The sequence below is a fragment of the Kitasatospora sp. MMS16-BH015 genome, assembly GCF_002943525.1.
Classification (GTDB): domain Bacteria; phylum Actinomycetota; class Actinomycetes; order Streptomycetales; family Streptomycetaceae; genus Kitasatospora.
On the sequence record NZ_CP025394.1, the window covers coordinates 4972136 to 4985393 of the forward strand.

Consider the following 13258-nt stretch of genomic DNA (forward strand, 5'->3'; position numbering starts at 1 on the left):
GTATCGGCCCCCGACCGCCCGGGCCCGGGCCCGCCCGGCAGGCGGCCCCGGTGTTCGCAGGTCTAGCGGCGGCGGAAGAGCAGATCGTGCACGACGTGGCCCTTCGCTATCCCGGCGCGCTCGAACTTGGTCACCGGGCGCCAGTCCGGCCGCGGGGCGTAGCCGGGCACCGAGCCGGCCGGGTGCTCCTCGGGCTCGAGCCAGCCGGTGCCGTCGCCCTCGGGGTGGAGGTTCTCCAGCTCGGGGCAGGCGGAGAGCACGGCGAGCATCTGCTCGGCGTACGGCTCCCAGTCGGTGGCGCAGTGCACCAGGGCGCCGGGGGCCAGCCGCGGCAGCACCAGCTCCAGGAAGGAGGCCTGGACCAGGCGGCGCTTGTGGTGCTTGGGCTTGGGCCACGGGTCGGCGAAGTAGATCCGCAGGCCGTCCAGCGAGGCGTCCGCGAGCATGTCGCGCAGCAGGATGACGGCGTCACCGGCGGCCAGGCGGACGTTGGTCGAACCGTCGCGCTCCAGCAGCTGGAGCAGGTTGCCGTGGCCGGGGGTGTGCACGTCGGCCGCGAGGATGCCGGTGCCGGGGTCGGCGGCGGCCATCCGGGCCGTGGTCTCGCCCATGCCGAAGCCGATCTCCAGCGTCACCGGCAGGCCGCCGAACAGCTCCTTCAGGTCGAGCGGGCTGCCGTCGATGGCGAGGCCGTTCGCCTCCCAGCCGCGGTCCAGCGCCCCGGCCTGGGCCGGGGTCATCCGGCCCCGGCGGGGCTGGAAGCTGCGGATGCGGCGCTCGCTGTGCTGGGCCTCGGTGGCCCGGTGCGGGTACATCGGCGCGGGGTACCCGGCCGGGGCGGCCGAGAGCCGGGCGGACGGGGAGGTCTGGGTGCTGGGGGCAGAGGCAGTCACAATCGCCCTAGTTTACGGCGGCCCTGCGGTGGTCCGGGCGTGAGTTGCGTGACGGTCCGGTCGTCGGTCGACGGTCCGGGCGTGGGCTGCGTGACGGTCCGGTCATCAGTGGCGTGACGGTCCGGTCGTCGGTGGCGCGACCCCGCCTGGCAGGATGGCCCGCCGTGACAGCTGGTGGGACACCCGCACGGACGCACGGCCGGACCACCCGGCGCCGCCCGGTCGCCGCAGGGGCGGACTCGTACCCCCGGCGGCCCTGGCTGACGGCCCTCTGGGTGCCGGCCGGCGTGCTGGCCCTCCCGGCGGGCGGGGCGCTGTCGGCCTTCGGCGGCTGGTGGTACCTGCCCGGGCTGGTGCTGGTGGTCGGCGGGGGCATCGGGCTGCTCACCACGCTGGTGCTGCTCGGCGCGGCCAGAGTCCTCCGGGCGCTGACCGGGACGCTGCTGATCGCCCCGCTGATCGCGGTGCCCATCCTCAGCTACCACGCCACCCAGGACACCGTGCTGGCGCACCGGGGCGTCCCGCACCGGGGCACCGTCACCCAGGTGCAGGTCAGCCACGGCAAGACCACCACCTACCGCTGCGCCGTCCGCTACGAGGACCAGCCGGCCGGCACGCACGGCGTGGAGTGCAACGAGTACGACCACGCGGGCGAGCAGGTGCGGGTCACCGCCGACCCGGACGGCTGGGTGGAGCCGCAGTTCACCGACCTGGTCGAGGGCAGCGCCGTGGCCCGCGCCTTCGCGCTGATGGCCGAGGGCGGCCTGCTGGCGGTCTCGCTGGCGCTGGCCCTGCTCGGCCTGCTCCACCACGCCTGGCGCACCCGCCGCACCGCTCCACTTTCGGGTTGACCTCAGCCGGCCGCCAGGGCGGCCAGCGCGCGCCGGGCCACCTCCCGCCCGATCGCCAGCGAGGCGGTGGCGGCGGGGGAGGGGGCGTTGAGCACGTGCACCACCCGGCGGGTGGAGGACGGGTCGTCCGGGTCGAAGCCGGCGAAGGCGAAGTCGTCGAGCAGGGTGCCGTCCTTGGCCACGGCCTGGGCCCGGACGCCGGCCGTGGCGGGGGTCAGGTCGGCGGCGGTCACGGCGGGCAGCAGGCGCTGGACGGCGGTGGTGAAGGCGCGCTTGGAGAGCGAGCGGTGCAGCTCGCCGATCTCGTACCGCCAGTGCCGGCGGGCGATCTGCCAGGTGCCGGGGAAGGAGACCGTCTCGGCCAGGTCGCGGGGCTTCACCGTCCGCCAGTCGTAGCCCTCCCGGGCCAGCGCGGGCACGGCGTTGGGGCCGACGTGCACGTCGCCGTGCACGCCCCGGGTCAGGTGGACGCCGAGGAACGGGAAGGCCGGGTCGGGCACGGGGTAGACCAACCCGCGGACCAGGCTGCGCCGGTGCTCGACCAGCTCGTAGTACTCGCCCCGGAACGGGATGATCCGCACCCCGGGGTCGTCCCCGGCCAGCCGGGCGATCCGGTCGCTGTGCAGGCCGGCGCAGTTGACCAGCACGCCGCAGCGCAGCTCGCGCTGCCCGGCCCGCAGGGTCACCCCGTCGGCCCGGCGGTCGACGGTCAGCAGCTCGGTGCCGGTGAGCAGCACCGCCCCGGCCTCCTGGGCCAGTTCGGCGTAGCGGCGGGCCACGGCGGGGTAGTCGCAGATGCCCGTGGTGCCGATGTGCAGCCCGGCCAGGCCGGTCACCTCGGGCTCGTACGCACGGATGCCCGCCCGGTCGAGCTCGGCGACCGGGATGCCGTTCTCCCGGCCGCGCTCGGCCAGTGCGCGCAGCCGGGGCAGCTCGTCCGGCCGGGTGGCCACGATGAGCTTGCCGGTCACCTCGTACGGGACGCCCTGCTCCTTGCAGAACTCGACCATCTCGGCGGCGCCGCCGGTCGCGTACTGCGCCTTGAGCGAGCCCGGCCGGTAGTACACACCGCTGTGGATGACGCCGCTGTTGCGGCCGGTCTGGTGCCGGGAGAGGTCCTGCTCCTTCTCCACCACCGCGACCTTCACCCCGGGCCGGGCCCGGGTCAGCGCGTAGGCCGTCGACAGACCGACGATCCCCCCGCCGACCACCACGAGGTCGAACTCCGTTGCCATCGCCACCCCTTCCTCGGGGCGAACTCTACGCACGAGGAAGGGGTGGCGACGGCGGTTCCGGGCTACTGCCGCGACTCCCAGGGCCAGGCGGCGTCCCGCCCGGCCTCCAGCAGCGGGATCAGCCGGAAGGCCGCGTCCGAGAGCCCGCCGAAGGTGTGCCGGTGGGCGCCGCCGGCCGGGGTGTGGCCGGTGCGGTACCCGGCCAGGTTCCAGGTGTAGACCGGGACCTGGGCCGGGACGGCGGCCAGTGGGTCGCCGAGGTGGCCGTACGCCTGCTCGTCGGTGACGATCACCACCCGGTCGTGGCCCCGGTAGTGCTCCCGCAGCGCCCGGGCCGTCTCGGTGCCGCCGAGGTTGCCGAAGCGCTCCAGCACCCGCAGCACCGACTCGCCCCGACCGAGCTGGACCACCGCGCTGCCGGACCCGAACTGCACCAGCTCGGCCTGCTCGGCCCGCAGGGCGAGCGCAGTGCCGAAGACGGCGGCTGAGTCGGCCCGGTTGAGCTCGCTCTGCCCGCTCGCGCGGTCGAACATCGAGCCCGAGCGGTCGACCAGCACCAGCGTGCGGCCGGGCAGCGCGGGCACGTTGGCCAGGGAGTGGCCCAGTGCGGTCTCCAGCGCGTGGCCCCAGCGCAGCGAGGGCGCGTGCCGGTACGCGGCCAGGTAGCGGAACGGGAACTGCCGGGAGCGCCGCACCTCACCCCGGTCGGCGATCCGGCGGCAGACCTCGGCGGCCACCTCGTCCGAGACCCCGGCCCGGTCGAAGTTGCGCAGGTTCCGCACCAGGGCCATCGGGCCCATCGACGGGATGATCGCCGCCCAAGTCTCGCCGTCCAGTGGCTCGTTCAGCCAACCGGCCAGCGCCTCCCAGGTCAGCCCGGCCGCCGCCAGCCGCTCGGCGCCGCCGGGTGCGGTCACCAAGGCCCGCCGCTCCGCGAGCGGAGTGGCCAGCAACTCCCGGTTGCTGCGGAGGAGTTCGCTGGAGATGGGCGGTACGGCCTCCTCCGGCCGGTGCCGGCGGTCCAGGGCGTAACGGAACAGCTCGCCCTGCCACGGCCGGTCGGCTCGCGGCGTGGGGTGGGTCAACTCCAGGACGTCGCCGAAGCGGTAGCCCTTCGAGGCGGTGTCGTACTTCAGCAGGGCCCGCTCGGTGTAGAGCCGCGCCACGGCGTCGGTGACGCCGCGCTTGACCGGCTTGGGCAGGTTGCGGCCGTACCGGGACACCCAGTAGGCGATCAACTCGCCCGGCTCGTCCGGGCGCTGGAGCACGGCGTCGACCACCTGCCGCGAGTGTCCGGGCAGCCCGGCGTCGAGCCGGGCCCGGGCGTACTCGGCGGCGCCGACCAGCGAGGCCGTCCGCATCCCGGCCGCGTACCGCAGCCAGCGCAGCAGCCCGAGCGTCCACTCCGGCTCGGCCACGGCGAGTTCGCGCACCAGCGCGGTGTACCGGTCGTCGCGCTGCCCGCCGCGCTCGTAGAAGGTGTCCTGGCCGACCAGATTGGCCACGGCCAGCAGGAAGAGCTCCGACTTGGCGTCCCGCAGGTGCCCGACGGCACCCTCGTGGTTGACGGTGCGACGGAGGTTGAAACGGGACACGGTGGTGCCTCCCCTGCGGGCTGGTCGGACGGAAGCGCGCAGGCTAAGCACCGGTTGCCCGAGATCGGAGCGGCTGTGGTGACGCAAAGACCCAACTTCACCGCGCCCCATGGGGACACTCCATTGAAGTAACCACTGCCTGCGCACCGGGCAACCGGTGGGTCCGGAGATCGAGAGGTCGGCGGGGGTGAATCTCATTGGTGCTCTACCGGTTGAGCTACACCGAACCTGAGTCGATGACGGGAGTCGAACCCGCAACCGCCAATGTCAGTGAAGTAACCCCTGCCTGCGCACCCGGACGTGACCGGCCATAACGAGCCGTCGATCGCGCTCGCACCCGAATATCCGCCGCTACGCCGGGGCGGCCAGCACCAGCCGGGCCCGTTCGGTCAGTTCCCGGACCCGCCGTTCGTCCTGGTACGGCTCCAGCTGCCGCAGCAGCTCGACCACGTACTCCCGGCTGCGCTGCGAGGAGATCCGGCCGGCCAGGTCGACGGCCCGCTCGCCGGCGGCCACGGCGGCCTCCAGGTCGCCCGCCTCGGCCTCGGCCATCGCGGAGACGATCAGGCGGAGGCCGTGCGAGCGGACGTAGCCCTCGGTGGGGCGGGCCAGCGCCTCGCGGGTGAACTGCCGGACCTTGCTGGGCACTCCGAGGTCGCGGAAGCACTCGGCGGCGTCGGCCGCCAGCCGGTCGTAGGCGTAGAAGTCGATCCAGGCCGGGTCGGTGTCCCCGGCGCGCGAGCGCTCCAGTGCGCCCTCCGCCGCGCCGAGCGCCGTCGCGCAGGCCGCCGCGTTGCCGCCCTTGGCCTGGGCCCGGGCCTCGACCAGGTGGAAGAAGCTCATCGTCCGGGAGGTGGCCAGGCCGCGGTTGCGCTCCAGCGCGGCCTGGGCCAGGTCGACGGCCTCCTCGGCGAAGCCCCGGTAGCCGGCCTGCAGGCTCATCGAGGCCAGCACGTACCCGCCGAGCGGCACGTCGGCCGCCGCCCGGGCCAGCCGTAGGGCCTGGATGTAGTACCGCTGGGCGGCCTCGTGCTGGCCGGTGTCGAAGGCCATCCACCCGGCCAGCCTGGTCAGTTCGGCCGTGGCGCCGAACAGCGCCCGGCCCACCGCGTCGCTGTAGGAGGCGAGCAGCAGCGGTGCGGCCTCCACCCGCAGGCACTCCGGCACCATCGAGGAGCGCCAGTCGCCGCCGCCGTACTTGGAGTCCCAGCGGCGGGCCTCCTGGGCCGCCTCGCGGAGCTTGGCCACGTCCGCGTGGCCGACCCGGTAGCCGGCCAGGTCCGGGGCGGCGGGCTCGCGGGCCACCGAGCCGTCGGCCGGGGTGATCAGCCAGCGGGAGACCGGCGTCGCGTACGCGGAGACGGCGAAGGTGCCGGCCAGGCTGTCGCTCCACCGGCCGCCGCCGGGCCCGCGCCGCAGCTCCAGGTCGACCCGCCAGAGGTCGGTGGCCGAGCGGACGGCCTCCGGCACCTCGCGCGGGAAGGCCAGGCCCAGCTCCGGCGCCGGGTCGGTGTCGCCCAGGCCGATCTCGTCCAGCGGCACCGGGCGGCCGAGCTTGCTGCCGATCGCACTGGCGATCAGGTGCGGCACCGGGCCCTGCGGGATCATGCCCTTGCTCACCCAGCGCGCCACCGAGGTCTTGTCGTACCGGAGGGTCAGGCCGCGCTGGGTGCCCAGGTCGTTGACCCGGCGGGCGAGTCCGGCGTTGCTGATCTGGGCGAGGGTGAGGAGCGCACCGAGCCGTTCGTTCGGTCCACGTGAGCTGACGGTCATGGCGGTGGCGGCACCCCCTGGTGGCACTGCGAGTACGGCGCTGCGAACACGGCGCAGCGGGCGAGGTGTTGCGGGCGGGCGCGCCGGGCGCGCTGGGGGCGGCGGGTGGGCCGCCGTTCTGCTGCACCTAGCGTAGTCGGCCGCGTTCCGAGGGTTAAGGGTCAGCATTCCGGATGGCGGGAACCAGCACACCCGCCGACGGCCCGTCAGGCCGCTCCCGGCCCGCTGACCACCACCGCAACGCCTGCGGCGGACGGTCGTGCTCCGGTGGCGTGTCGATGTGCGCCCGGCCGTGCTCCCTGGTCGGGTCGGCAGGTCGGCGATTCGCTGGACCCTGTGGGTCGGCCCGTCGTCGAGGACCCGGCGGGCCGGGGGACGCCGTCGCCTACATCCCCGCGGGCGGTGGCGGGTCCGGGAGGGCATGCGGATGCCCTCCCGGGCAGTGCGACGCCTTTCGGCCATCTGTAGATGTGCATGTCAGGGCGGAACGACCGGGGCGGCCCGGGCCACGGAGGGGGAGGCCCGGTCCGCCCCACCGGCGAGTGCGGACATCCTCGCCGACTCCGGCACCCTCAGCCCGTCTTCGGTGGCAGGATGACCTCCGAACGGAGCAGCGACGCACCGTGCGTGCTCCCGGGCAGCGGAGGCCGACCATGCGATGGCTCACGGGCTGGAGCGGTAGTGCCGTCACCGTGCCCGCCGGGCTCCGCCCGCTGGCCGCCGCCCCGCTCTGGACCGGGGCGGACCCGCTCTGGGCCGTCGGCGACTGGCGGCCGGACGAGATCCGGCTGGTCACCCTCCGCCCCGGCCGCCCGGCCACCGTCACCACCGGCCTGCCCGGCTCCGAGGCGGCCGAGCCGGACACCCCCGCCACCTCCCGGCTCGCCGTGGTCGGCCGCTGCGGCGCCACCGACGCCGAACTCGCCGCCGGCCTGGCCACCGCCCGCGGCGGCGCCGTCCGCCACCTGACCACCTGGCCCGGCAGCTACACCGTGGTCCTCCGCTCGGGTCTGCGCTCCACCCAGCTGCTCACCGACCTCGCGGGCGTCCACCCCGGCTTCCACACCCCCTGGCACGGCGGCACGGCCTACGCCACCGCCGCCCTCCCCCTCGCCGACCTCACCGGCGCCCCGATCGACACCACCCACCTCGCCGCCCGCCTGGCCTGCCCCGAATCCCCCGAGGCGCTCGGCTCCGGGACCCCCTACCGCGGCATCCACCGCGTCCCACCCGGCCACGCCCTCGCCATCCGGGCCGGCCGCCCCCACATCTGTGCCTACGAGCCCCCCACCGGCTGGCCCGCACCCCCACCCGGCCCCCGCGAGGAGGCCCCGGCCGTCCGCGAACTCACCCGCGCCCTGCTCGAATCCGTCCGCTGCCGCGTCCGTACCGCCCCGCCGCCCACCACCCCGCACCCCCGCCTCGGCGTCGACCTCTCCTACGGCACCGCCTCCACCACCATCGCCCTCCTCGCCTCCGCGATCCCCCTCCCCCCGGGCGGGGCGGACACCCCGGGGCGGGCCGGTGCCGGCGCCGCACCCCCGGCCCTCGGCTCCCGCACCCCCGGCCGCCCGGCCGCCGGCATACCCGACCCCGGTGCGCCCGCTCCCGATGCCCATGGCCGCCCCCGCAGGGGCGCGGTCAAGGGCTCCTGGGTCCGTACCACCGCGCCGTCCACCCCCGAGGCGCCCGCCCTCGACGCCCTCGCCGCCGTCACCCTCGCGGAGGGGACGGCAATCGAGGAGGCGGGCGAGGCCGCCGGGCCACCCCACCGGACACTCCTCGTCGAGGCCCCCCGGCTGCGCCACCTGGTGCTCCCCCCGGCCCTCCCGTACGCCGAACTCGCCCACAACCCGGCCGACTTCACTTCCGGGCCGCTCACCGACGAGCCCGGCCAGGTGCTGGCCGCCACCGCCGGGGCGGTCGACCGGTACGGCTCCGGCGGGGCCGACCACCTCACCGGCCACGGCGCCCGCCAGCTGCTCGACGGCCACCCGGCCCGGCTGGCCGACCTGATCCGGGCCGGCCGATCCCGCGAACTCCTCGCCCCGATGGCCGCGTTGGCCGCCCAGGAGGGAGGTCTCCGCACGCCGGTCGCCGTCCTCCGGGCCGCCCGCCGACTGGCCCGTACCCGCTACGCCGAAGCGCTGGACGACGCCGCCGTACTCTTGACGATCCGTCAGGCACCCTCCACGGCAACGGCTCTGCGCTCCCGGATCGCCCTCGCCTGGTGCCCGCCCGGGCCGGCGGCCCGCTGGCTCTCCGACGACGCCCTGGCCTCCGTCGCCCTCCGGCTGCGGCTGGCCGCCCGGGAGGCGGCCCCCACCGAGCCGCCCGGCGCCCGCCGGGCCCGGCAGGCGCTGCACCGGCACGCGGCCGAGTACCGGGTGCTGGTCCAGGCCGCCGAGCAGTACGGCCAGCGCCTGCATGCGCCCTTCCTGGACAACCGCGTGGTGCGGGCCGCCGCGCTGCTCCCCGACGAGACCCGCCTCCAGCCGGGCGCCCGCCCGGCGCTGCTCCGCGCCGTGCTGGCCGGTGCGGGCCGCATTGACCTCCCCCCGGACTGGGGCCGGGCCCCGCGCCCCGACCGCACGGCCCAGGCCCGGGCGGGGCTGCGCCACTCCGCCGACGCCCTCGCCGAACTCTTCCGTGCCCCGCTCCTCGCCGAGGCCGGCCTGATCGACCTCCCCGCCGTCCGCACCGCCCTGGCCACGGCCGCCGCCTCCGACACCCCCCTCGCCCCGGATACCCTCCCCGGCCTCGCCGACCTGATCGCCACCGAACTCTGGCTCCGCCGCACCGCCGCCCGCCACGGCACCTGCTGGACCGGCCTCCCAGCCCCCCGCCGCCCCGCCCTCGACTGACCCCCGGGACGAATGTCGGACCCCGGGGCCGGGGCCCCTGCCCAGCGCCCGGCCTCTGCTCGGGCTCTGGCACCCCGCCGGGCCCCTGCCCAGCGCCCGGCCTCTGCTCTGGCCCAGCGCCCAGCGCCCGGCCCTGGCCTGGCCCCGGCCCAGCGCCCGGCCCCTGGCCCAGCGCCCGGCCCCTGGCCCTGGCCTGGCCCCTGGCCCTGGCCTGGCCCCTGGCCCCGGCCCAGTGCCTGGCCCCTGCTCTGGCTCTGGCTCTGCCCCGCCCGGGCCTGATCCCGCGCTGCCGGCCGCCCCCTCTCGCCCCCTTCCCCTCTCCACCCCCTCCCGCCGACCCGTCCCGCCATTCCGTGCCATTCCGTGCCGTTCCCCGGATCGGGCCGGGCGGGAGCCCAAGATGGCGGGAGGGGGCCGAGCGGATGGGCAGGAGGACACGGTGGCCGAAGAACTTCCGGTGTCGGGCGAGATGCCCGGGACGGCGGTGGCCGGGGTGCTGGTGGCCTGTGACGGTTCGGACGGGTCGCTCTGGGCGCTCGACCGGGCGATGTCGGAGGCGCAGGCGCACGGGCTGCCACTGGCCGTCCTCGCGGTGGTCGACCCGTCCCCGGCCGGGTACCCGCCGGGGATGGCCGAGCTGGTGCAGGAGAGCGTCGAGCGGCTCGCGGCCAGCATGGCGGACGGCCTGCGCCGGGCGGTGGCCGCCGTGCAGCAGGCCCGCCCGCAGCCGTACGCGGGGCCGCTCGGGCTGCACGTGGTGCTGGGCAACGTGATCGAGGTGCTGCTCGCGGCCAGCGCGGGCCGCCACACCCTGGTGGTCGGCACCCGGGGCAACGGCGGCTTCACCCGCCTGCTCCTCGGCTCGGTCAGCACCGCCGCCGTCCACCACGCGGCCTGCCCGGTCCTGGTCGTCCCGGCCCCGCCGGCGAAGTAGCGCGAGGTAGCGCGGAGTGGCCCGCAGTGGTGCGGAGCGGCCCGGGGCAGCTCCGTTCATCACATCCGGGGGAATACCGGCACAAAGTTGACGGTTCACCCAAACGGGCGTGGCCGTACATCCGTGCGATCCGCGCCCGGTCAGCCTGTCCCACCGCGAGGAGTCATCCGTCATGAAGGTCGAGATCTACTCGGACATCGCCTGCCCCTGGTGCTACATCGGCAAGCGCCGGTTCGAGCAGGCGCTGGACCGGTTCGACGGGAAGGACGGCGTCGAGGTGGTCTACCGGCCGTACCAGCTGGTGCCGGACGCGCCGGCGGAGGCCTCGCCGCACCGCGCCTGGCTGGCCGAGCGCTACGGCCCGCAGTCCGTGGCGATGGACGCCCGGGTCGCCGAGCTGGGCGCCGCCGAGGGCATCCGCTACGACTTCGACGCCGCGCTGCACGCCAACACCTTCCTCGGCCACCGGCTGCTGCACCTGGCCGAGACCGAGTATGGCCCGGCCGTGCAGGTCGCCCTCAAGGAGGCCCTGCTCAAGGCCCACTTCACCGACGGCGTGGACATCGGCGACCGCGCCGCGCTGACCGAGATCGCGGTGGCCACCGGCCTGGACGGCGAGCGGGTGGCCGGTTACCTCGCGGGCGAGGAGGGCACGGCCGAGGTCCGCGCCCAGCTGGAGGAGGGCCGCCAGCTCGGCATCTCGGCCGTCCCGACCTTCGTGTTCGAGGGCAAGTGGGCGGTCCAGGGCGGCCAGGAGGCCGAGACCTTCCTCCGCGTGCTGACCCAGGTCGCCGCCGAAACGGCCACGACCGAGAGCCCCGAGCACGGCGAGTCCTGCACCGACGGCAGCTGCGCCGTCTGAGCAGGACCCACCCGAGCAGCTCTCAGCCGAGCAGCTCTCAGCCGAGCAGCTGTCACCCGAGCAGCTCTCAGCCGAGCAGCTCTCAGGAGCAGGTGAACCTGGCCTCTGCCCAGTCCGACAGGTTGATCAGCGCCCACCGCCCGCTCGCCGGAGCCACCACCAACCGGACGGACTTCTGTCCGGCCAGCGGCACGTGCACGGCGAGCGGTGCGTCCCCGGGCTTGAACGGGTCGGAGCGCCAGAGCGTCCGGCCGCCGTCGCCCTCCACGCTGAAGACCACGTCCTCGACCTGCGGGGCGAAGTCGTCCAGCCCGGCCACCGCCTCGAAGGCGGTGCAGCTGCGGTTGAGGTCGATGGTCACGGTGGAGGGGGCGTGCACGGCCAGGCCGTGGCGGTACTGCCCGCCGTTCATCCACAGCGAGTCACGCTGCCAGGTCCAGTCGCTGTCCGCACGGATGGTCGGGCCCGGCGGGGTGCCCCGGTGGCCGTCCTTGCCGTAGGGCAGGCCGTCCACCCAGAAGTCGGTGGGCGGGGCCGGCGGGGTGAAGGTGGGCGTGGGCACGCTCGGCGTCGGCACCGGGATCGGCGAGAGCGACGGCGGGGCGGGCGGGCTGGGCAGCTCGACCACCGGCGGAGTGGGCGCGGGCGGGGGCGGCGTGCTGGGCGGCGTGCTGGGCGGCGGAGCCGGGCTGGACGGCTCCGGCGTGGGCGTGGGTGTCGGTGTCGGCGTGGGGGAGGGGCTCGGCGGCGGCACCCGGCGCGGCAGCACCGGCGCCGGGGTCGGCGAGGGCTCCTCGGCGGCCGAGGGGGAGGGCGTGGGCGTCGGCCGCACCGCCACCGGCGGTGGCAGCGCGGGCGCGGAGACCACCGGCGCGGCCACCGGCGGCTTCGGCTCGGGCGAGCCGCTCAGCGCATAGGCGGCCACGGCTGCCGCCGCGACGGCGACCCCGGCCGCGATCGCGGCCTTGGCCGTGGTGCCGAGGCCCTCACCGGCCGCCGCCCCGAGCCCGCCGGAGCCACCACCGGCACCCCCCGCCGCACCGGCACCGGCCGCAGCGCCACCGGTCGCTCCGGCACCGGCCGTCGCGCCTGCGGTCGCGCCGCTCCCGACGGCCGAGGCGCCGCCGACCACGGCGGCCGTCCCGGCCACCCCGGCGCCGACGGCGGCCGCGGCGGCCGTGAAGTACCCCGCGCCGATCCAGACCAGCACCCCGCCGGGCAGGATCGCCCGCAGGCCGGTGTTGATCTCGGTCAGCTCCAGGTACGCGGCCGTGCAGCGGTCGCACTCCTGCACGTGCCGCCCGACCTCGGCCGAGGCGCGCTTGCGCAGCGAGCCGCGCGCGTAGGCGCCGAGCCGGTTGGCGTACGCGGCGCAGTCCTGCTCCTGGCTGCCGGAGACGTGCGCCTGGAGGAAGCCGGCGGCCAGCCGGTCCCGAGCGCGGTGGGCCTGCACGGCCGTGGCGTTGGCGGTCTTGCCCAGCAGCACGGCGACGGTCTTGGGCGATTCCCGTTCGACCTCGGTGTGCCAGAGCACCATCCGGTCGTCCTCGGGCAGCCCGACGAAGGCCTGCATGACCATCCGCTGGTCGGCCATCGCCATCGCCCAGGCGTCGGCGCCCGGATCGGCGAGGTCCAGCTCGACGGTGGCGGCGGTCTGCGCGAACGCGCTGAAGTCGTCCACCAGTTGCTCGCGCCGCTCGCTGCGGGCCCAGGCGGCGGCCACGTTGCGGACGGCGGTGAGCAGGTAGGCCCGGACGGCGAACTCCGGCCCCTTGCCCGCCCGCAGGGCCTGCAGGGTACGGGCGAAGACCTCGCCGGCCAGGTCCTCGGCGGTGAAGCTGTCCCGGCAGCAGGTGCGGGCGTAGCGCCGTACCGAGCCGACGTGGCGGCGGTAGAGCTCCTCGTAGGCGGTGTCGTCGCCGGCCCGCACCAGGGCGGTCAACTCGGCGTCGGAGGGCGGCCGTTCGCCGTCCACCGGGTCGGCGGGGGCGGGCACCAGGGCCCGGGCGAGCTCCTCGCCCGCCGGGTCCTCCGGCGGGGTCGGGGCGGCCGGGGCCTCCCCGACGCGCGCGCCCTCGCGGGCGACGAAGGCCTCGGGGGTGACCCCGCCCTGCCCGGCCGGAGCCTGGCCCGGCACCCGCCCGGCGAGCGACTCCCGCAGCGGGGCGCCCGCCTGGTCGGGCACCTGGCCCGGCAGCTCACGGCCGAAGCCGCGCTCGTTCTGCTCGTCGGCGCTCAACTCGGCCCCCAG

At 76.2% G+C, this 13258-nt stretch carries 9 protein-coding genes; 4 read left to right on the forward strand and 5 right to left on the reverse strand.

The window, feature by feature from the left end:
- Positions 1-62: 62 nt before the first annotated feature.
- Positions 63-893: a tRNA (guanosine(46)-N7)-methyltransferase TrmB gene (gene trmB / locus CFP65_RS21585; protein WP_254552501.1), complete on the reverse strand. Its 831-nt coding sequence runs from the start codon at positions 891-893 to the stop codon at positions 63-65.
- A 164-nt stretch (positions 894-1057) separates the two neighbouring features.
- Here trmB and CFP65_RS21590 point away from each other — a divergent pair, with 164 nt between their 5' ends.
- Positions 1058-1744 carry a hypothetical protein gene (locus tag CFP65_RS21590; RefSeq protein ID WP_158702304.1) on the forward strand — a complete coding sequence of 229 codons (687 nt, stop codon included), beginning with the start codon at positions 1058-1060 and terminating at the stop codon, positions 1742-1744.
- 2 nt (positions 1745-1746) lie between these two features.
- On the opposite strand, the gene lhgO is transcribed toward CFP65_RS21590, so the two are convergent.
- From lhgO to CFP65_RS21605, 3 genes are all read right to left on the reverse strand, one after another.
- Entirely contained in the window at positions 1747-2979 is a 1233-nt protein-coding gene (gene lhgO / locus CFP65_RS21595; protein WP_104817731.1) for an L-2-hydroxyglutarate oxidase, read from the reverse strand.
- Between the two features lie 62 nt (positions 2980-3041).
- Positions 3042-4574 carry a TROVE domain-containing protein gene (locus tag CFP65_RS21600; protein WP_254552502.1) on the reverse strand — a complete coding sequence of 511 codons (1533 nt, stop codon included), beginning with the start codon at positions 4572-4574 and terminating at the stop codon, positions 3042-3044.
- Positions 4575-4925: 351 nt separating this feature from the next.
- Positions 4926-6347, reverse strand: a complete 1422-nt coding sequence (locus tag CFP65_RS21605; protein ID WP_104817733.1) for an MFS transporter — start codon at positions 6345-6347, stop codon at positions 4926-4928.
- A 653-nt stretch (positions 6348-7000) separates the two neighbouring features.
- On the opposite strand from CFP65_RS21605, the gene CFP65_RS21610 reads away from it, so the two are divergent.
- From CFP65_RS21610 to CFP65_RS21620, 3 genes are all read left to right on the forward strand, one after another.
- A complete protein-coding gene (locus CFP65_RS21610) occupies positions 7001-9211 on the forward strand; it encodes an asparagine synthase-related protein (protein ID WP_104817734.1) in 2211 nt (736 codons plus the stop codon).
- A gap of 439 nt (positions 9212-9650) precedes the next feature.
- On the forward strand, positions 9651-10145 hold the full coding sequence (locus tag CFP65_RS21615; RefSeq protein WP_158702305.1) for a universal stress protein: 495 nt from the start codon (positions 9651-9653) through the stop codon (positions 10143-10145).
- 172 nt (positions 10146-10317) lie between these two features.
- Positions 10318-11007 (forward strand): DsbA family oxidoreductase, encoded by a 690-nt coding sequence (locus tag CFP65_RS21620; RefSeq protein ID WP_104817736.1) that lies wholly within the window; start codon positions 10318-10320, stop codon positions 11005-11007.
- Between the two features lie 82 nt (positions 11008-11089).
- Here CFP65_RS21620 and CFP65_RS21625 read toward each other — a convergent pair whose 3' ends face one another.
- The gene (locus CFP65_RS21625) at positions 11090-13246 is read right to left on the reverse strand and encodes a sigma-70 family RNA polymerase sigma factor (RefSeq protein WP_254552503.1); all 2157 of its coding nucleotides are present in this window, start codon (positions 13244-13246) and stop codon (positions 11090-11092) included.
- Positions 13247-13258 lie beyond the last annotated feature (12 nt).

Excerpts from the sequence above, each read along its gene's own strand:
- lhgO (WP_104817731.1), bottom strand. The coding sequence starts at position 2,979 with ATGGCAACGGAGTTCGACCTCGTGGTGGTCGGCGGGGGGATCGTCGGT.
- CFP65_RS21605 (WP_104817733.1), bottom strand. The coding sequence starts at position 6,347 with ATGACCGTCAGCTCACGTGGACCGAACGAACGGCTCGGTGCGCTCCTC.
- CFP65_RS21610 (WP_104817734.1), top strand. The coding sequence starts at position 7,001 with ATGCGATGGCTCACGGGCTGGAGCGGTAGTGCCGTCACCGTGCCCGCC.
- CFP65_RS21620 (WP_104817736.1), top strand. The coding sequence starts at position 10,318 with ATGAAGGTCGAGATCTACTCGGACATCGCCTGCCCCTGGTGCTACATC.